At 64.8% G+C, this 18,530-nt stretch carries 16 protein-coding genes; 7 read left to right on the top strand and 9 right to left on the bottom strand.

Annotation, left to right across the window (positions count from 1 at the left end):
* Positions 1 to 15 precede the first annotated feature (15 nt).
* From ACRECX_RS03950 to ACRECX_RS03915, 8 genes are all read right to left on the bottom strand, one after another.
* Positions 16 to 1,758, bottom strand: a complete 1,743-nt coding sequence (locus tag ACRECX_RS03950; protein ID WP_431557508.1) for a calcium-binding protein — start codon at positions 1,756 to 1,758, stop codon at positions 16 to 18.
* 135 nt (positions 1,759 to 1,893) lie between these two features.
* A complete protein-coding gene (locus ACRECX_RS03945; RefSeq protein WP_431557507.1) occupies positions 1,894 to 3,498 on the bottom strand; it encodes a M10 family metallopeptidase C-terminal domain-containing protein in 1,605 nt (534 codons plus the stop codon).
* Positions 3,499 to 3,624: 126 nt separating this feature from the next.
* Entirely contained in the window at positions 3,625 to 4,788 is a 1,164-nt protein-coding gene (locus ACRECX_RS03940) for a helix-turn-helix transcriptional regulator (RefSeq protein WP_431557506.1), read from the bottom strand.
* Positions 4,789 to 5,031: 243 nt separating this feature from the next.
* Positions 5,032 to 6,198, bottom strand: a complete 1,167-nt coding sequence (locus ACRECX_RS03935) for a helix-turn-helix transcriptional regulator (protein ID WP_431557505.1) — start codon at positions 6,196 to 6,198, stop codon at positions 5,032 to 5,034.
* Positions 6,199 to 6,393: 195 nt separating this feature from the next.
* Entirely contained in the window at positions 6,394 to 8,436 is a 2,043-nt protein-coding gene (locus ACRECX_RS03930; protein WP_431557504.1) for a hypothetical protein, read from the bottom strand.
* 307 nt (positions 8,437 to 8,743) lie between these two features.
* Complete coding sequence (locus tag ACRECX_RS03925) at positions 8,744 to 8,917, bottom strand: hypothetical protein (protein ID WP_431557503.1); 174 nt, start codon at positions 8,915 to 8,917, stop codon at positions 8,744 to 8,746.
* Positions 8,918 to 8,959: 42 nt separating this feature from the next.
* Positions 8,960 to 11,536 carry an ABC transporter permease gene (locus tag ACRECX_RS03920; RefSeq protein WP_431557502.1) on the bottom strand — a complete coding sequence of 859 codons (2,577 nt, stop codon included), beginning with the start codon at positions 11,534 to 11,536 and terminating at the stop codon, positions 8,960 to 8,962.
* Positions 11,533 to 12,249, bottom strand: a complete 717-nt coding sequence (locus ACRECX_RS03915) for an ABC transporter ATP-binding protein (protein ID WP_431557501.1) — start codon at positions 12,247 to 12,249, stop codon at positions 11,533 to 11,535. Before ACRECX_RS03915 ends, ACRECX_RS03920 begins: the two co-directional genes overlap by 4 nt.
* A 67-nt stretch (positions 12,250 to 12,316) precedes the next feature.
* Between ACRECX_RS03915 and ACRECX_RS03910 the strand changes: the two genes are divergently transcribed.
* From ACRECX_RS03910 to ACRECX_RS03880, 7 genes are all read left to right on the top strand, one after another.
* Complete coding sequence (locus ACRECX_RS03910; RefSeq protein ID WP_431557500.1) at positions 12,317 to 12,976, top strand: arylesterase; 660 nt, start codon at positions 12,317 to 12,319, stop codon at positions 12,974 to 12,976.
* Positions 12,976 to 13,728: a dienelactone hydrolase family protein gene (locus tag ACRECX_RS03905; protein ID WP_431557499.1), complete on the top strand. Its 753-nt coding sequence runs from the start codon at positions 12,976 to 12,978 to the stop codon at positions 13,726 to 13,728. The genes ACRECX_RS03910 and ACRECX_RS03905 overlap by 1 nt, the downstream gene beginning before the upstream one ends.
* 12 nt (positions 13,729 to 13,740) lie before the next feature.
* On the top strand, positions 13,741 to 14,163 hold the full coding sequence (locus tag ACRECX_RS03900) for an NUDIX hydrolase (RefSeq protein ID WP_431557498.1): 423 nt from the start codon (positions 13,741 to 13,743) through the stop codon (positions 14,161 to 14,163).
* A gap of 95 nt (positions 14,164 to 14,258) precedes the next feature.
* Positions 14,259 to 15,782, top strand: a complete 1,524-nt coding sequence (locus ACRECX_RS03895; protein WP_431557497.1) for an inorganic phosphate transporter — start codon at positions 14,259 to 14,261, stop codon at positions 15,780 to 15,782.
* A gap of 18 nt (positions 15,783 to 15,800) precedes the next feature.
* Entirely contained in the window at positions 15,801 to 16,409 is a 609-nt protein-coding gene (locus tag ACRECX_RS03890; RefSeq protein WP_431557496.1) for a CDP-alcohol phosphatidyltransferase family protein, read from the top strand.
* Complete coding sequence (locus ACRECX_RS03885; protein WP_431557495.1) at positions 16,406 to 17,353, top strand: phosphatidate cytidylyltransferase; 948 nt, start codon at positions 16,406 to 16,408, stop codon at positions 17,351 to 17,353. The genes ACRECX_RS03890 and ACRECX_RS03885 overlap by 4 nt, the downstream gene beginning before the upstream one ends.
* On the top strand, positions 17,350 to 18,006 hold the full coding sequence (locus tag ACRECX_RS03880; RefSeq protein WP_431557494.1) for a lysophospholipid acyltransferase family protein: 657 nt from the start codon (positions 17,350 to 17,352) through the stop codon (positions 18,004 to 18,006). The genes ACRECX_RS03885 and ACRECX_RS03880 overlap by 4 nt, the downstream gene beginning before the upstream one ends.
* On the opposite strand, the gene ACRECX_RS03875 is transcribed toward ACRECX_RS03880, so the two are convergent.
* Positions 18,007 to 18,516 (bottom strand): DUF1772 domain-containing protein, encoded by a 510-nt coding sequence (locus tag ACRECX_RS03875; RefSeq protein ID WP_431557493.1) that lies wholly within the window; start codon positions 18,514 to 18,516, stop codon positions 18,007 to 18,009.
* Positions 18,517 to 18,530: the final 14 nt, after the last annotated feature.

Here is an 18,530-nt window from a genome sequence, read left to right as displayed (position 1 = left end):
GCCGTTGACCGCTCCTTAGAGGATGAAGTCGTCGGCGGTGAGGGTGATCTCGCCGATGAGCTCGATCTCGAAATCGACGACAGTGTTGCCGTCGCCCTGGATCTCCCCTTGCACGATGGTATTGCCGCCAATGAACTCGAAGCGGATCTGGGGGTCACCGCCATCGAAAGGGCCGTTGCCGATGAACAAGAAGCTCTGGTTTCCGATCAAACCGGTATTCGCATCGATGGTGCTGACATCGATCTGATCGCCTTCGGCGCCGAACCCACTGAAGTCGAAGATGACGTCGCGGTTTCCGGCGCCGACGCCCGTCTCGGAAACATTATTGTAATCGAACCTATCCGCGCCGGTACCACCTGCCAGGTCGTCCACACCATCGCCGCCTTCCAGGACGTCGTCGCCCGCCCCGCCGTCAAGCGTGTCGTCGCCGTCGCCGCCGGCCAGGTCATCGCTGCCGTCGCCGCCCTCGAGCGTGTCACTGCCGCCGACGCCGGACAAGACATCGTCCGCGCCGCCGCCTTGCAGGCGGTTGCTGCCATTGTCCCCGAAAAAACTATCGTTGAAGATCGAGCCGAAGAGATTTTCGATGCTCGTGAGCGTGTCGCCCTCCGCGTCTCCGCCGCCGGTCGTCCCGGCAACCAAGTCGATGAAGACGCCGGCCGAGGACCCTGCGTAGCTCGCCGTATCCGTGCCGTCACCGCCGTTCAGGACGTCGGCGCCGGCGCCACCTTCAAGGAAGTCGTTACCGTTGCCCCCTTGCAGACTGTTGCTGCCGTCGTCGCCGATCAAGCTGTCGGCGAAGTTCGAGCCGATGAGGTTCTCGATGCTTGAGAGCGTGTCGCCCTCCGCGTCTCCGTTGGCGCCCGTTCCGGTCACCAAGTCAACGATGACGCCGCTTGGAGAGTCGGTGTACCTCGCCGTATCCGTGCCGTCGCCGCCATTGAGGGCGTCAGCTCCGGCCCCACCGTCGAGCAGGTCGTTGCCGTTGCCGCCGTCGAGCATGTCGTCGCCGCCGCGACCCTCGAGAAAGTCGTTGCCGCCGCCGCCTTGCAAGTGGTTGGCGCCGTTGTCGCCTTGGAGCGTATCGTGGGAGCTCGTGCCGATGAGATTCTCGATGCCCGTCAGCGTATCGCCATCCGCGTCCCCGGCGGCGGCAAGTCCGTTAAGCAAGTCGACCAGCACAGCGAGTGGAGAGCTCATGTAACTCGCCGTATCGATGCCGTCGCCGCCGTCCAGAACGTCGGCGCCGGCGCCGCCTACAAGCGTGTCATTGCCTGAGCCGCCAAGCAGCGTGTCGTCGCCGACGCTCCCTGAGAGCGTGTCGTTGCCAGCGCCGCCGTTCAGGATGTCGTTGCCAGAGCCGCCGTTCAGGCTGTCGCTGCCGTTGTCGCCGAAGAGCTTGTCGTTGCCGCTGCCGCCTTTGAGCGTGTCGTTGCCGTCCTGACCTTTGAGAGTGTCGTTGCCGCTGCCGCCATCGAGGTTGTCTTTGCCGCCGCCGCCAAAGAGCTTGTCGCTACCGCCCTGACCTTTGAGGGTATCGTTGCCTCCCTGGCCTTTGAGGTTGTCCTTACCGCTACCGCCCAAGAGCTTGTCGTTGCCGTCACCGCCCTTCAGTGTGTCCTTGCCGCTGCCGCCCTTGAGCGTGTCCTTGCCGCCGCGGCCGATAAGAATGTCGCCGCCGGCGAGGCCAATGAGAACGTCGTTGTTGTTGGTGCCTTTCAGCTTGTCTTTTCGGCCGGTGCCTTTGATCGTTGCCATGGCGCGCTCCTTTCGCCGCTCCTCGGCGTGGGAGCGAGCCTAGGACCGCAGCGCCGTAGAGCGCGTCATACAAATGCATGACGCGCGGCGATTGCCGGGCGCGGTATCCTCGGACTCTGCGTCGCGTCTCGTGGCCTACAGCAGAAAATCGCCTCTGCTGAGGGCGCCCACCGCGACGAAGATCTCGAAGTCGGCCTTGCCGTCGCCGTTGCGGTCGCCCTGGACGATGACGGTCGAGCCCTTGTCCTCGTAGCGCAGTTCACCCCGCACATCGTGGAAGTCCTGCTTGCCGATGAACTTGAAGGCGTTGTTACCGCTGACCCCCGTCTTGGCATCGATGGTGCGTAGGTCGATGTCGTCCTGGCCGCGCTGGAAGTCCATGATCTTGTCGCGCTGGCTACCCTTCTTGGTCTCGGACGGTGCGTCGAAGTTGAACAGGTCGCGGCCAGCTCCGCCGAGCAGGATGTCCCGCCCAGCCCCGCCAGTGAGCGTATCGTTGCCGCCAAGGCCTTCGAGCGTGTCGTTGCCGCCGAAGCCGGAGATCACGTCGCCGAGGTCGCCGGGCAGAAGCTCGCCTGCGGGCGCGTTCATCGCGTTGATGACATCGCTGCCGCCGGTGCCGTTGATGGTGAGCCCCGTGGTGTCGACGCGAAACACGCTGACGCCGTCGTCGGTGTTGCCGCTTGCGGCTACGAAGGCCGTGTTGCCGACACTTGTCACGGTTAATGCCCAGATGCTGTCCAGCAGCAGATTGACATTGTCACTGTCGTCGACATTGGCGACGTTGACGAGGGTTCCGTCCGCGGCGACGGCGAAGACGCTGAAGCCATTGTCGAGAATTCCTGCCACGAACACATAAGTCGTGCCGGCAATCTCCGCCGTCGTGAGCGCCTGCGTGCCGAGGAGCTCCAGTGTCGCGTCGTCGGCAACAGTATCGACCAATGTAAGAGCGCCATTGGCGGCGATCTCGAATACGCTGACCGCATCCTCGCCGGCTGAGGCGGCAAACAGGAACGTCTTGTTGCCGACGGTTGCCGTACTCATCGCGATGGGGGACTCCAGTTGGAGATCCGGATCCTGGCTGTCATCGATATTGAAAACGTTGGTCATCTCGCCGTCGAAATTGATCGAAAACACACTGATCCCATCATCGAGAAATCCCCCAACGAAAAGATAGGTTGTGCCGCTGACCGAAGCGGTCGTAACCGGCCAAGCGCCGTTCAGGTTGAGTACCCCGCCGTCGGTGATGTTGTCGCGCTTCGTGAGCGCACCGTCCGGGCCGATTTCGAACGAGTTCAGGCCGTCGTCGCCAACACTCGACGCGAACAGGAAGGTGCGATCGCCGATGGTGGCCGAGGCGAATGAGCGGATGTCCTGGAGGAAAAAGTCGGGATCGTCGGCGTCGGCGACGTTGTCGTAGTTGAACACAAATCCGCTCGCCAGCGGGATGTACGCACTGAAGCCGTTGTCGCCCGACGTGAATAGGAAGGGCTGACCGTCGACAGTCGTGCTGCCGATGCTGTTTACGAGGTGCAAAGGGCCGCCGTCGGTGACGTTCTCTCGGTTGGTAAGCGTGCCGTCGGTGTCTAACTCGAATACGCTGAAGCCATCGTCGAAGCTGCCAAGGACGTAGAGGAACGTCCGGCCGGCAAAACTGATGGCGGTCATGTTGGTGGGGGTGTCGATGGCGAGTGATGCATCGTCGACGACGTTGTCGGTGTTAACCAGAGTCACGGCCATGGCAGGGCCTCCTATGGTTGGGGCTCGGCCGAAAGCGTAGGTCTACTGCGCCGAGTCGCGCGTCATACAAATGCATGACGCGGGGCAATTGCCGGGCGCGGTATCCTTAGATTCGTCGGAGGAATGTCAGCCGGCAGGCCGGCGCAGCGGCGAAAGCAGCTGCGTCGTTAGGCGGATCAGCTCGCTCTGGCGGGTGACGCCCGTCTTCTCCATGAGGCGGGCCAGATGCGTGCGCGCGGTGGTCGGTGCGACGTCGAGCTTCGTGGCGACGTCGAGGATACTGTGGCCTTCGATGAGAAGCTCCAGCACGCGCACCTCGGCTTGGGTCAGGCCGAACGCGGCCGCCCAGGCTTGCAGAGGCAAGGTCGACGGGTCGGAGGCCAAGGTGATGAACACCGCAGCAACGGCGCGGGGCTCGATGCGGCCGCGCGCGGTGCCTGAGCGGAGCGGCAAGACATGGGCGAAGGCCGGGCGGCCATTCGCCGTTGGCAGATAGATGACTTGGCCCAGAGGCTCACCCTGGTTCGCCGGTCCGGCCGAGTCGGCGATGGCCGCCTCGAGCCGCATGGAGGCATCGGCGGCGGGCGACTTGAGCGTGCCGCGCTCCGAGCGGATCGGGGCGCCGCGCGCAAACAGATCCTGTGCCGCGCCATTGGCGTGGACGATGCCGGCGCGGTCGTCTACCAGGATCACCGGCACGCGCAGCGCCTCGAACGACTCCTCGAACGTCTTCGCCGTCAGCTGGCGCATCTCGATGAGTTCGGCGATTGAGATAGACTTGCGCAGGTGCGGCGCCAGCAGGCGCATGATCTCGAGCTCGCGCGGGCCGGCGAAGCCGACATCCCGATGCCGGGCGAGGCGGTAGGTGACGAGCCGCGACGGCGTCTTGAGAAGAGTCACGCCGAGACTGTCGAACCAGTCGTTGGGCTCGCCTAGCTCGCAATACATGCGGGTTTCCAGCCATGCGCTCGGCTCGATCACCATCGGCACGTTGTACGGCTCCCCGACGCCGAACCGCCTGAAGCCCTCATCCAGCGGATTCTCGGCGTGGTACTTCTCGCTATAGGCCTGCATCAGCGCGCGGTCGACGTTCCAGTCCGCATAGAAGCGGCTCTCATTCTCGACCGTGTCGATGACCATGATGACGCCGTTGAGGCCGCCGACCAGTTCGCCCATCTGCTCGATGGCGGTCGGCCAGCAATGCGGGTCGACGGCACAGTCGCAGATTGTGCTGATCACTTCCGAGAAGTGACCGAGTTCTACGGTCGTATCGGTCCTCAGACGCGCCACGGGTAGTCTCGCTGAGTTGTCCGCGGGGGGAGGCTGACGATTGCCGGCAAGTTTGGCATAGGCCCGGATGCCATTCCAGACCGGGATTCATCCCGGAAGGCCCGACTATTCCGCCCTGAGATAGGTCGCGGCCTTAACCAGAAGCTCGCCACCGGACTTGGTGCCGTCGGCATTGAAGCCCGTCATACAAATGCATGACGCGGGGCAATTGCCGGGCGCGGTATCCTCAGATGCGTTGGAGACCTATGAGCCGGCGGACTGGCGCAACGGCGAGAGCAGCTGCGTCGCCAGGCGGATCAGCTCGGTCTGGCGGGTGACGCCCGTCTTCTCCATGAGGCGGGCCAGATGCGTGCGCGCGGTGGTCGGTGCGACGTCGAGCTTTGTCGCGACGTCGAGGATGCTGTGGCCTTCGATGAGAAGCTCCAGCACGCGCGCCTCCGCTTGGGTCAGCCCAAAGGCGGCGGCCCAGGCTTGCAGGGGAAGAGTCGACGGGTCGGCGGCGAGGGTGATGAACACGGCGGCGACGGCGCGGGGCTCGATCCGGCCGCGCGCGGTGCCTGAGCGGAGCGGCAACACATGGGCGAAGGCGGGGTTGCCATCCGCCGTAGGCAGATAGACGACCTGGCCCAGAGGCTCCCCCTGGTTCGCCGGTGGGACCGAGTCAGCGATGGCCGCCTCGAGCCGTTTGGAGGTATCCGCGGACGGGGACTTGAGCATGCCACGCTCTGAGCGGATCGGGTCCCCCTTGGCGAACAGGTCCTGCGCCGCGCCGTTGGCATGGACAGTGCCGGCTCCGTCATCGACCAGGATAACCGGCACACGCAGCGCCTCGAACGACTCCTCGAACGTGCGCGCCGTCAGCTCGCGCATTTCGATCAGATCGGCGATGGAGATGGACTTGCGCAGATGCGGCGCCAGAAGTCGCATGATCTCGATCTCGCGCGGGCCGGCGAAGCCGACCTCCTGATGCCGGGCGATCGACAGCGTGCCGAGCCGCGATGGCGTCTTTAGAAGAGTCACGCCGAGACTGTCGAGCCAGCCGTTGGGCTCACCAAGCTCGCGATAGATGCGGCTCGCGCGCCACCGGCTCGGATCGATCACCATCGGCACGTTGTAAGGTTCCTCGACGTCGAACTGCATGAAGCCTTCATGTAGGGGATTCTCGGCGTGGTATTTCTCGCTATAGGCCTGCATCAGGGCGCGGTCGACGTTCCAGTCGGCGTAAAAGCGGCTCTCATTCTCGACCGTGTCGATCACCATGATGACGCCGTTGAGGCCGCCGACCAATTCGCCGATCTGCTCGATGGCGGTCGGCCAGCAATGCGGGTCGACGGCACAGTCGTAGATCGTGCTGATCACTTCCGAGAAGTGACCGAGCTCCAGGAGCGTGTCCTTCCTGAGTTGTGCCACGGCGGTTCTCGCAGGGGTTTGGGCCGCAGGAGGCTGACGACTGACCCGGCAAGTTTGGCATAGGCCCGAAGGCCGTTCCAGACCGAGATTGGCCTGGCCTCGGGGCGGCTTACTCCGCCCTGAGATAGGTCGCAGCCTTGACCGACAGGACGCGCCAAGTGGCGAGGGCGCCGACCACCTCGGAAGCGCCTTGACTCAAAGCAGGAAGTCGCCTTTCCCGAGCGCGCCGACGTTTACGAAGATCTCGAAGTCGGCCTTGCCGTCGCCGTTGACGTCGCCCTGGGCGATAACCTTGGAGCCTTTGTCCTCGTAGCGCAGCTCGCCCCTTTTGTCGTGGAAGTCCTGCTTGCCGATGAATTTGAACTTCTGGTTGCCGCCGCCCGACTTGGCGTCGATGGCGGAGAGATCGATCAGGTCGTCGGAACGGTCGAAGTCGAGGAGTCTGTCGCGCTGGCCGCCCTTCTTGCTGTCGTTCTTGTGGGTGAAGACGAAGATGTCGTCGCCATCGTTGCCGAACTGGATGTCGCGCCCGCGGCCGCCGGTGAGCAGGTCGTCGCCGTCCCCGCCGATCAGCCTGTCCCTGCCGTTCTGGCCAAAGAGCAGGTCGTCGCCGTTGCCGCCACGCAGCGTGTCGTTGCCGTTCTGCCCGAGCAGGCGGTCGTCGCCGTCATCGCCGAACAACCGGTCCCTGTGGTTGCCGCCGGCGAGAAAGTCATTGTCACCTTGTCCGCGCAGGACGTCGTTGCCGGATCTGCCGCGCAGCGCGTCATTGCCGTCGCCGCCGATCAGACTGTTTCTGCCGTTGTGGCCAAAGAGCAGGTCGTCGCCGTCGCCACCGATGACTCTCTCGATCGATTCCAGTGTGTCGGTGCCGTTGGGCTTGCTCGCCGTGCCGGCGGCCAGATTCACCGTCACCGCGCCGGCCGCGTTTGCGTAAGTTACCGTGTCGAACCCGTCACCGCCGAGGAGCGTGTCATTGCCCGCGCCGCCGTCGAGGATATCGTTGCCGCCGAGGCCGGCGATCAGATCGTCGCTGCCGCCGCCCACAAGCGTCTCGGCGGCGGCGGTGCCGGTCACCGCGAGGGGAGCCTCGATCCGGAAGACGCTCACGCCCTGCTGAAACGTCCCCCCGTCCTCAATGCCGCCCGGCGCGAACAGATAGGGGACGCCACCGGCCGTCGCCGTCGTGATGGCGCTAGCGCGGATAAGCCCCGCCGTGGACTCGCTGAGGACTTCGAGGAGATCGAGCGCGCCGTCGGCTCCGACCCGGAACATGCTGACCACACTCTCGACTTCGTTCGCCAAGAACAACAAGGGGACGCCGTTGACCGTCGCCGTCGTCAGGGTATCGATCTGGCTAAGCGACACCGCGAAGTCGTCCCCGAGGTTGAAGACGTTGGTGAGCGATCCGTCGTTGTCGACCCGGAAAACGCTCACGCCTCCCTCACGGATTGAATCAGTAATGTTAGGATCGCCACCCCTCACGAACAGATGGGTGACGCCGCCGGCCGTGACCGTGGCCGTGGAGGTGATGCTCTGAAGTTGCAGCGTGGCGTCGTCGCTGACATTGTCCACATTGGTGAGCGTGCCGTCGTCTTCGACCCGGAATACGCTCACCCCGTTGTCCGAAAGGCCTGCCGCGAACAGATAGGTCGTTCCGCCGACCTCCGCCGTGGTGACCTCGACCGCGCCGGCGAGGTTCAGCGTGGCGTCGTCGTTGACATTGTCGACATTGGTGAGCGAGCCGTCGCTTTCGACCCGGAACACGCTCACCCCGTTGTCCAGGAGGGCCGCCGCGAACAGATAGGTCGCTCCGCCGGCCTCCGCCGTGGCGACGGAGAAGGGGAAGCGAAGGTTCAGCGTGGCGTCGTCGTTGACATTGTCCACATTGGTGAGCGTGCCGTCGTTGTCGACCCGAAACACGCTCACCACACTTTCCAGTCCGCCCGCCACGAATAGAAAGGTGACGCCATCGACCGTCGCCGTCGCGAGATCCTGGGTACTATCAAGGGTCAGCGTGGCGTCGCCGACGACATTGTCCACATTGGTGAGCGAGCCGTCGTCCTCGACGCGGAACGCGCTCACGCCGGCGTCGACGTTGCTTGCCACGAACAGATGGGGGACGCCGCCGACCACCGCCGTGGCGGAGGAGCGGGCGACGTTAAGGTTCAGCGTGGCGTCGTCGAAGAGGCTGAAGGCGTTGACCAGCTCGAAGCCGGCGGTGTTGACGGTGATCATGGGCGCGCTCCTTTCATAAAACCGGGCCGTCAGCCGGCTGGCGCGGCGGTGAACCCTGCGAAAGTCGTGCCAGCCGGGGGCGCTCTGGAACAGATGCCGGCGGCTAACGTTTCGTTAGCCTGCGTGCAACGCCGGAAAGGAAGCCGGCGCGCCGCGCAGAACCCGACTTTAGGGGGGCCAGACGGAGGCGCAAATAAACTCTAATGAACTTTGCGTAAGCCACCCGGACGGCCGGCCACAGGCCGGACCCGTTGGCGGGCATGACAATTGGGCTTGGGCCCTTAGGCCGGGGGCCTAAGGGGTTGCGCTAAAGCAAGAAGTCGGCGGCGCTGAGGAATCCGACCTTCACGAAGATCTCGAAGTCGGCCTTGCCATCGCCGTTGATGTCGCCCTGGACGATGACCTTGGAGCCTTTGTCCTCGTAGCGCAGCTCGCCCTTCTTGTCGTGGAGCCGAATTGCAGGCAATCTTGGCACAGCCATACCGGCCGTTCCAGGCCGGGTTTCTCCGGGTAGGTGCGCCACTTACTCCGCCCTGAGATAGGTCGCCGCCTTGACCGACAGAACGCGCCAAGTGGCCAGCGCCCCGACGGCCAGGACCAGCGCCAGCGCCAAGAGCACGGTCTCAAGCGCGGCAAACGGGTCGAACACGAACTTGATGTCGAAGGCGAACGTGCAGAGCGCCCAAGCGGTGATGGTGGCGATAAGGATGGCGAGGAGGGACGTCGCAAGCCCGAGCACGCCGAACTCGAGCAACTCGGCTTTGAGGACGCGGCCGCGCGTGGCGCCGAGCGTCTTGTACAGCACGGCGCGGTATTTGCGCCGCTGCTGGCCCGCGGCCACGGCGCCTGCGAGCACGGCGGCGCCGATCAGCAAGGTGAAACCGGCCGTCGCCTCGATCGCCGCCATGAGCTTGGCGAGCATCGCCTTGGCCGCGTCGATGATGTCGCCGATCTTGATGGCGGTGACGAGCGGGAAGCGCTCGGCCAGCGCCTGGATGATCTTGGCCTCGCGCTCGGGTGTGGCGCCTTTCGGCAGCTCGAGCGTGGTGACGAGGCGGTGCGGCGCGCCCTGCAACGTGTTCGGCGAGAACACCATGACGAAGTTGATGGCGAGCGATTCCCAGTCGATCTTGCGCATGCTGGCGATGGTCGCCTCGACGTTGCGGCCGAGGATGTTGACCGTCACCTTATCGCCGAGCTTCAGCCCGAGCCCCTTGGCGAGCTCGCCGTCGAAGGAGACGAGCGGTGGACCGGCATAGTCCTTCGGCCACCATTCGCCTTCCGAGATGGTCGATGAGCCGGGGATCGTGTCGGTGTAGGTGAGGCCGCGGTCCCCGGCGAGCACCCAGCGCGCATCCGGCGAGACCTCGGCCTTGTCGGCGGGGACGCCATTCAGTTCGATGATGCGGCCACGCAGCATGGGCGCATCGTCGAGCTTGGCGTCAGGCTCGATGGCTTTGGCCGTATCCTGGAAAGTCGCTAGGTCCTTCTCTTCAACGTCGAGGAAGTAATAGGCGGGCGCGTCGACCTCCACATGGCTTTCGATCTCGGCGAGAAGCGAATGATGGATCAGCGCCACGGCGATGAGAAGGCCGAGCCCGAGCCCGAGCGACACGGCGATAGGGCGGGCAAGCGAGCCCGGCGCGCCCATGCTGGCGAGCGCCAACCCCCAGGCGGGCGGCTTGGTGCGGCGGAAACGGGCGGCGAAGCGCTGCATCAGATGCCCGAAGCCAAGCAGAAGCCCGAAGGCGACCACGATGCCGGCCGAGATGGCGGCGGTGACGGCGCGCTCCTCCGAGGCGGCGATGGCGAGCGTGAACAGCGCGGCACCCGCGGCCGCCGAGCCGAGGGCGAAAGGAAGCGCCAACCGTTCCCGCTCGTCGGTCAGATACGCGCGCATCAGCACGGCGGGTGAGATGCGGTTCGCCTGGCCGAGCGGCCACAGCACGAACAGCACCATGGTCAGTAGCCCGGCGAGCGCGGCGACAAGCAAGGGTATCGGGTGCGGTTCGACGGCGAGCTCGATAGGCAGCACGTCGGCATAGAGAGTGGCGATGACCACAGGCGCGAGCGCGCCGAGCACAAGGCCGATGACGATGCCGATCGATGCGAGCAGCAGCGCCTGGATCATGTAGATGTTGAGCACGAGGGTGCTGGTGGCGCCGAGGCATTTGAAGGTGGCGATGATCTCCCGCTTCTTCGCCATGTAGCTCTGGATGGCGTTGCCGACGCCGATGCCGCCGAGGAGCAGCGCCGTGAGCCCGACAAAGTTGATGAACTGGGTGAAGCGTTCGGCATCGCGGCGGAGTGTAGGCGCCGGGTCGGTCCAGTCATGGATGGCGAAGCCGCTTTGCGGAAATTTGGTCTCGATGTCCTTGCGCGCGTCGGCCAGCGCGTTGCGGTCGGCGCCGCGGTCGTCGGGCAGTTTCGCGCGATAGGTCCAGCGAATCAGGCTGCCGGGCTGTACCAGGCCGGTCCTTGCGAGCGTCTCGCGCGACATCAGGAGCTTCGGACCGTAGGACAGCCGGTCGGCGAGGCGGTCGGGCTGCTCGCCGAGAATGCCGCCGATGCTGACGGTGGTCTCGCCGATCTTGAGGGGTTCGCCCACGTTGAGCCCGAGGCGATCGAGCAAAGTGCGCTCCGCAAGCACCACGCCCGTCTCGCGCCATAGCGGGCCGGCGTCCTGCGGCTCGAGCACCGCCACTTCGCCGTAGAGCGGGTAGGGATCGTCCACAGCCTTGACCTCGATGAGCGCGCTCTTGCCGTCCGCGGCGCGGGCCATGGCGCGGAAGCTCGCCGACTCGCTGATCTGGCCGAGATTAGCGAGCGCCGCCTGCTCCTCGGGGCTCGTCTGGCGGTGGATCAGCTCGAAGGAGAGATCGCCGCCAATGAGAAGCCGCCCTTGCTGGGCCAGCGCCTTGTCGAAAGCCGCGGCCAAAGAGCCGATGGCGGCCACGGCGGCGACGCCGAGGGCAATGCACAGCACGAACACGATGAGCCCGCCGGCGCCGGCGCGGAGCTCGCGCATGGCGATTGTGAATGCCAGGGGAAGCTTGAAGCTGGGTGTAGCCGGGGCGGCGGTTGTCGTGGCCGCGGTCATGACGCGGCCACGCGGCGCTTGGCCCCGCCGCTCACGATGCGGCCGTCGGCGAGGCTGACAATGCGGCCGCAGCGCTTGGCGAGGTTGCTGTCATGAGTGATGAGCAGCAGGGTCGCGGCGGTGCGCTCCTTCAAGGTGAACAGCAGGTCCATCACAGCTGCGCCGGTAGCAAGGTCGAGATTGCCGGTCGGCTCGTCGGCGAGAATCAGCGCCGGCTTGGTGGCGAGCGCGCGGGCGATGGCCACGCGCTGCTGCTCCCCGCCGGAGAGCTGGCCGGGGAAGTGCGTTTCGCGGTGAGACAGGCCGACATCAGCAAGCGCAGAGCGCGCCACGGAAAAGGCATCGTCCTGGTCGAGAAACTCCATGGGCAGGGCGACGTTCTCGATGGCCGTCATGGTCGGCACGAGGTGGAACGATTGGAACACAATGCCGATATTGGCGGCGCGGAGGCGGGCCAGGCCGTCCTCGTCGAGGGTGCCGAGATCGGTGCCGACGACGGTGACCTTGCCGTCGGTGGCGCGCTCGAGCCCGGCGATGACCATGAGCAGGGTCGATTTGCCGGACCCGCTCGGGCCGACGACGGCCACAGCGTCGCCCGAAGGCACGCTAAGATCGATGCCGCGCAGGATGGCGACAGCGCCGGCGCGCGAAGGGAGGGTGACATGCACGCCTTCGAGCTCGATCGCGGGGCGCTGTTTCAAAGGCTGGTCCATGAGCGGCAGGTTTCCCCCGTGACAGATGGCATGGTGGGCATCATTAGAGAAGGGCAAACAGGTCGAAATGATGAAACGTCATATGGCCAAAATGGGCCTTCTCGCCGCAGCCCTGCTGGTGGTGCTCGCCGTGGCCATCTCCCAGGCGGAGCCGCGCGAAACCGTCATCGTCGCACTCGGCGACAGTCTCACTGCGGGCCTTGGTCTGCCGCAAGACCAGTCGTTTCCGGCGCAGCTCGAGGTGGCGCTCAAAGCGCGCGGGCATTCCGTCAGGGTGGTTGACGCGGGCGTCTCCGGCGACACGGCCGCCGCGGCGCTGAAGCGCCTCGACTGGGCGCTGCCGGAGAACGCCGATGCGGTGATCGTGGAGCTTGGCGGCAATGACGCGCTGCAAGGCATTCCCCCGAAAGGAACAAAGCAGGCGCTTGCCAAGATCATCGAGCGATTGCAGGAAAAGGGGCTGCCCGTCTTGATCGCCGGCATGGAGGCGCCGCGCAACATGGGCAAGGAGTATGTGGAGTCCTTCGGCGCGATCTTTCCTGACCTTGCCGCGCAGTATGACGTGATCCTCTATCCGTTCTTCTTGGATGGCGCCGCGCTTAATGATGAGTTGATGCAGAAAGATGGCATCCATCCCAACGGCAAGGGCGTAACTATCATCGTCGAGAAGATCATGCCGAAAGTCGAAGAGCTGCTAGCGCGGGTACAGGCGAAAGGACAGTCGTGATGAGGTGCGACCTGACGTGGCTTGCTCTGGCGCTTGCCCTTGTTTCCGCCCCGGCTGTGGCGCTCGCGGGTGAGGCTGTCATTTATGACATCGACGGCGAGACCTTCGAGGGCTATCGGGCTACCCCGAGCGATGACTCCAAGGGCCTTGTTTTGATCATCCACGATTGGGACGGCCTTACCGCGTACGAGCAGAAGCGCGCCGAGATGCTGGCGGTGATGGGCTACGATGCGTTCGCCGTCGACATCTTCGGCAAGGGGAACCGTCCCGTCGAGATCGCCGACAAGAAGAAGGAAGCGGGCAAGCTGTATGACGACCGCGCGCGCATGCGGAAGCTCATCCTCGGCGGGCTCGCCGAGGCGCGGAAGGAATCCGGGGAGAAGACCGTAGTGATGGGCTATTGCTTCGGCGGCACGGCAACGCTCGAGCTTGCCCGCTCGGGCGGGGCGGAGGACGTGGTGGGATACACCAGCTTCCATGGTGGTCTCGCTACGCCGGAGGACCAGACCTATCCCGCGGGTACGCCGCCGATCCTAGTCGCCCATGGCGGCGCCGATGCCTCCGTCAGCATGGACGACGTGGCGGCCCTGTCGCAGGAGCTGGAGAAAGCGGGGGTGCCTTACGAGATCGAGGTTTACTCCGGGGCGCCGCACGGCTTCACCAACTTCACCTCCGACAAGTACCAAAAGCGGGCCGACAAGCAGTCTTGGGACGCCTTCTCGGACTTCCTTTCCATGACCTTGGCGGACTGATAGCCGCGCCTCATGAACCCACCGTTGAAGCAGGTCGCGGCTCTTCCCTACGTGGAAACGGCGGACGGCCTCCTTGTGCTCCTGATCACGACGCGGCGGATGGGCCGCTGGACGATCCCCAAGGGCTGGCCCAAGCCGGGCCTTCCGGACACCGAGCTTGCGGCGCGGGAAGCACTCGAGGAGGCAGGTATCAGGGGCGATATCGGTCCGCGGCCGATCGCACAGTTTCTCTACACCAAGCGACTCCATCTCTTTTCATGGTCGAAATGCACCGTGGACGTCTATCCACTCCGCGCCCGCTGTCAGGCGCTGGACTGGCGGGAGAAGTCTAGCCGCAGACTCCTGTGGATCGAGCCTGATGAAGCGGCTGGAAGGGTCGGGGAACGGGGCTTGGCGAGGATTCTTCTGGAACTCGATCCCGCCAAACTCGCGTAAATTGTGCGAAAAATCCGTGGCTTGAGGCCATCCGAGGTTGTGGCGTCCACAAAGAGCCCCTATGACACTCTCAAGGGGACGCCGGGCGCAATCACATGACATTTCGCGATGACGGGGCGGTGGCCGCACGCTTGAGCGAGGTCCGCAAGACTTCGCTCGACAAGGACCTCCGCAAGCTCGAGCGGCTGGAAGAGGCCACGCTCGCCGTATCGCGCAATCGTTTGGCGCTCGGTCTCGCGTTCCTGTTTCTCGCGACCGTCGGCGTGTTGGCCGGGTCCCAGATTGGGGCCGGTCAGTATGGCCTGCTGCTGGTGGTAGCCGCGGTGATCGGCGGCTACATGGCGCTCACTATCGGCGCCAACGACGTGGCGAACAATGTCGGCCCTGCCGTGGGGGCGCGCGCACTCACCATGACCGGCGCGCTCACCATTGCCGCCATCTTTGAATGTGCGGGCGCCTTGATCGCCGGCGGCGAGGTCGTCGAGACGATCTCCAAAGGCATCATCGATCCCGCGCTGGTTCCAAGCGGCGAGACCTTCATTTGGGTCATGATGTCCGCGCTGCTCGCTTCGGCGATCTGGGTCCATCTCGCGACGTTTCTCGGCGCGCCGGTGTCGACCACCCACGCCATCGTCGGCGGCGTTTTGGGTGCGGGGCTTGTGGCGGTGGGCGCCGGCGCTGTCGACTGGCTCATCGTGTCGACGATCTTTTTCAGCTGGCTGATGTCACCGCTCATCGGCGGCTTCGTCGCGGCTGCTTTTCTGGCCTTCATCAAGGTCAAGCTGATTTACCAGGAGGACAAGATCGCCGCGGCGCGGCGTTGGGTGCCCGCGTTGGTCTCACTTATGGCGGCGATCTTCGCCGCCTATATCATCGTCAAGGGTCTTCATAACGTCTGGCAACCCAACCTTGCTTCCGTCGCCGGCATTGCCGCAGCCGGCTTCCTATTGACTTACATCGTCGCCCGTCCGTGGGTGCGCAGGCAGTCGGAGAGCATGGAAAACCGCAACCAGGACCTGCGCAAGCTGTTCCACCTGCCTCTGATCTGCTCGGCCGCGCTGTTGTCGTTCGCTCATGGCTCGAACGACGTCGCCAATGCTGTCGGGCCGCTCGCCGCCATTCTTGACAGCGTCCAGACTGGGTCGCTCGCTCGCGAAGTTGGCGTCCCGTTCTGGGTTATGCTGATCGGCGCGATAGGCATCAGCCTCGGCCTGTTTCTATTCGGTCCACGCATCGTGCGCATTGTCGGCGAGCAGATCACGAAGATGAATCCCATGCGTGCGTTCTGCGTGGCGCTGGCGGCGGCGTTCACGGTTCTCGTCGCCTCGCAACTCGGCCTGCCCGTCAGCACGACGCATATCGTGGTGGGAGCGGTGTTTGGCGTCGGGTTCTTCCGCGAGTACTACACCGCCAACAGCCGCCGACGCCGCAACTATATCCACACGCACAAGCGGCACCGGCCGCGACGAATCTCGGAGGCTGACCAGGATGAGATTCGCCGCCGCAAGCTCGTCCGCCGGTCACATTTCCTTGGCATCGTCGCAGCCTGGGCGATCACCGTCCCATCTGCCGCGGGCCTGGCGGCTCTGATATTCTTAGCGGTACAGTGGTTGCGCTGAACGGGCGGGGCGGCACGCTTGGCCACAATCTACGATCTGAAGCCGGGGTTTCAGGCAAGGCTGCGCCCGGCGGCCGCTTGGCTCGCGGGCGCAGGGGTCAGCGCCAATGCCGTCACCTTTGCGGCGCTTGTGCTCAGCATAGCCCAGGGGACATGGCTCGCGCTGATACCATCCTCGCCCTGGCCGCTGTTCTTGCTGCCCGTGACCTTGTTCGTGCGCATGGCGCTCAACGCCATCGACGGCCTCATGGCCAAGGAGCACGGACAGGCGAGTCCGCACGGCGCAGTGCTCAACGAACTCTCGGACGTGATAGCCGACGCGGCGCTCTATCTGCCGTTCGCGCTCATTCCGGGCGTCAGCCCCGGGCTCGTTGCCCTGGTGGTGGTTGCAGGCGTGATCGCGGAAATGGCAGGGGCGCTGGGGCCGATGATCAAGGCGTCGCGCCGCTATGACGGACCGCTCGGCAAGAGCGACCGGGCATTGGCCTTCGGGCTGCTTGCGGTGCTGCTCGGGCTTGGGCTTAGCCCGGGCCTCTGGACCAGCGTCTATCTCGCCGTGCTCCTTGCGCTGTCGGCAATCACCGTGATCAACCGCGCGCGCCGCATCGTCGCGGAGGCCAAGGCATGAACATTCTGCTCGGCCTGCCGGAGGTCGTCGTCTACGCCACACTCGGCGTGTGGGTGCTGCTTATCCTCGCCTCGATGATCGTGTCGTGGCTTCGCCTGCGGAACCCCGGCGAGAAATACGAGGAGCTGGCGCGCCGGACGGAATCCTGGTGGTGGATGATCGGCGCCTTCACCTTCGCCATCGTCGTCAACGAGACGGTGGCCATCGTGTTCCTCGCCTTCATCTCCTATCTCGCGTTGAAGGAATATCTGTCGCTCATCCCGACGCGGCGCATCGACCGGGGCCTCCTGCTGTTCGCCTATCTCGCCATCCCCATCCAGTATTACTGGGCGGCGATCGACTGGTACGGCATGTTCATCGTGTTCGTGCCGGTGTGGATGTTCCTGTTCTTCCCCGCGCTGATGGCGCTCCGCGGGGAGACGCGCGGGTTCTTGGGTGCGGTCGGTACGTTGAGCTGGGGCCTGATGCTGACGGTGTTCTGTCTGAGCCACCTGGCCATGCTGCTCGTTTCCGGTGCGGTGCCGAACCCGGTCGGGGGAGGGGTGGGGCTGTTGTTCTTCGTCGTGGTGCTCACCCAGTTCAACGACGTGGCGCAATACACCTGGGGCAAATTGTTCGGCCGCCACAAGGTGACGCCGAGCGTGAGCCCCAACAAGACCTGGGAAGGTCTCGCCGGCGGCGTGCTGACCACGGTCGTTGTCGCCGCCGCCGTCGGGCCGTTCATCACCCCGATGGACTGGATGTGGTCGGCGCTTGCCGGGCTCGTGCTCGGAGTGGCGGGCTTTCTCGGCGACATTACCGTGTCGGCGCTGAAGCGCGATCTCGGGGTCAAGGACACCGGTGGGCTGATCCCAGGCCATGGCGGAATTCTCGACCGGGTTGACAGCCTCACCTATGCCGCGCCTGCATTCTTCCACTTCTTCCGATATTTCTTCTATCCATGAGCCGGAACCCGTTCGTCACCTTGCTGCGCTTTCTGTTCTTCGCCGTCGTGGTGCGGGCGGTGATCCTTGTCGCGCTGGGCTTGACCGTGCGCCACCGCGAGCGCCTGCCGAAGGACGGCCCGGCGGTGCTGGCCGCCAACCACAACTCCAATCTCGATGCGCTCGCGCTGATGTCGCTGATGCCGCTTCGCCTGTTGCCGAAGCTCAGGCCGGTCGCCGCGGTCGACTATTTCTTCACCAGCAAAGTGCGCGGCTGGTTCGCCACCAACATCATCGGCATCATCCCGGTGAAGCGCGGCAGCGGCAAGGAGGGCGGCAACCCGCTCGCGCTGTGCGAAGAAGCGCTCGACCGCGGCGAGATTCTGGTGCTGTTCCCGGAAGGCTCACGCGGCGATCCTGAGACCTTGGCGCCGCTCAAGAAAGGCATCGGTCATCTCGCCTGCGCGCGGCCGCACGTGCCCATCGTGCCGGTCTTCATGCACGGTCTCGGCAAGGCGTTGCCCAAAGGCTCGGCGGTACTTGTGCCGTTCAACTGCGCGGTCAACGTTGGCGAGCCGCTCTACGGCAAGACGTCGTACGACGCCTTCGTCATCGAGCTTGAGGCGGAGATCGCCAAGCTCGCGGCAGAGGAGAAGAGGCCCGTCTGGGAGTGATCATCCGCGGGTGGCGAACGGGTTGCCGCCTTCCACCAGCGCCATGATGAAGGCCGCGCAAGCTGCGAGCGAGGTGATGGTGCGGATGTGGTTCCACATGCCCCACGACGACTGGAATTTCGCCCACATGTCGCGGCCTTCCTTGGTGTCGGGCGCGGCGCGGGCGAGCTCGTTGTTGAGTGGCACGTTCTTCATCATGGTGATGGGGAAGGCACCCATGAGAAAGAGGAGTGCGCCCGCCAGCAAGTAACAAGCGCCGGGCCTCGTCGACCACTCGAGAACAGCGACGCCTGAGAGGATTGCCGCGAGCGCGGCCGTGCCGAAGAACACGACAAGGAACAAGGGGCTCCTGATTGAAGCGGTGATGGCCTGCATGGCGGTAATACCGCGCTCGGCCGAGAGGCCTGAAAGCGCCTTCATCAGGAAGGCGGAGAAGGCGAAGAAATTGCCGGCGAGCAGCGCCGTACCGAGCGCCGTCAGCATGGTCACTACGAATATGATCTGTTCCATCAGGCTTGCCTCCC

The organism is Methyloceanibacter sp., assembly GCF_050726195.1.
Classification (GTDB): Bacteria; Pseudomonadota; Alphaproteobacteria; order Rhizobiales; family Methyloligellaceae; genus Methyloceanibacter.
The sequence above is the reverse complement of the archived record's forward strand: the minus strand, read 5'-3'. Positions and strand labels throughout refer to the sequence as shown.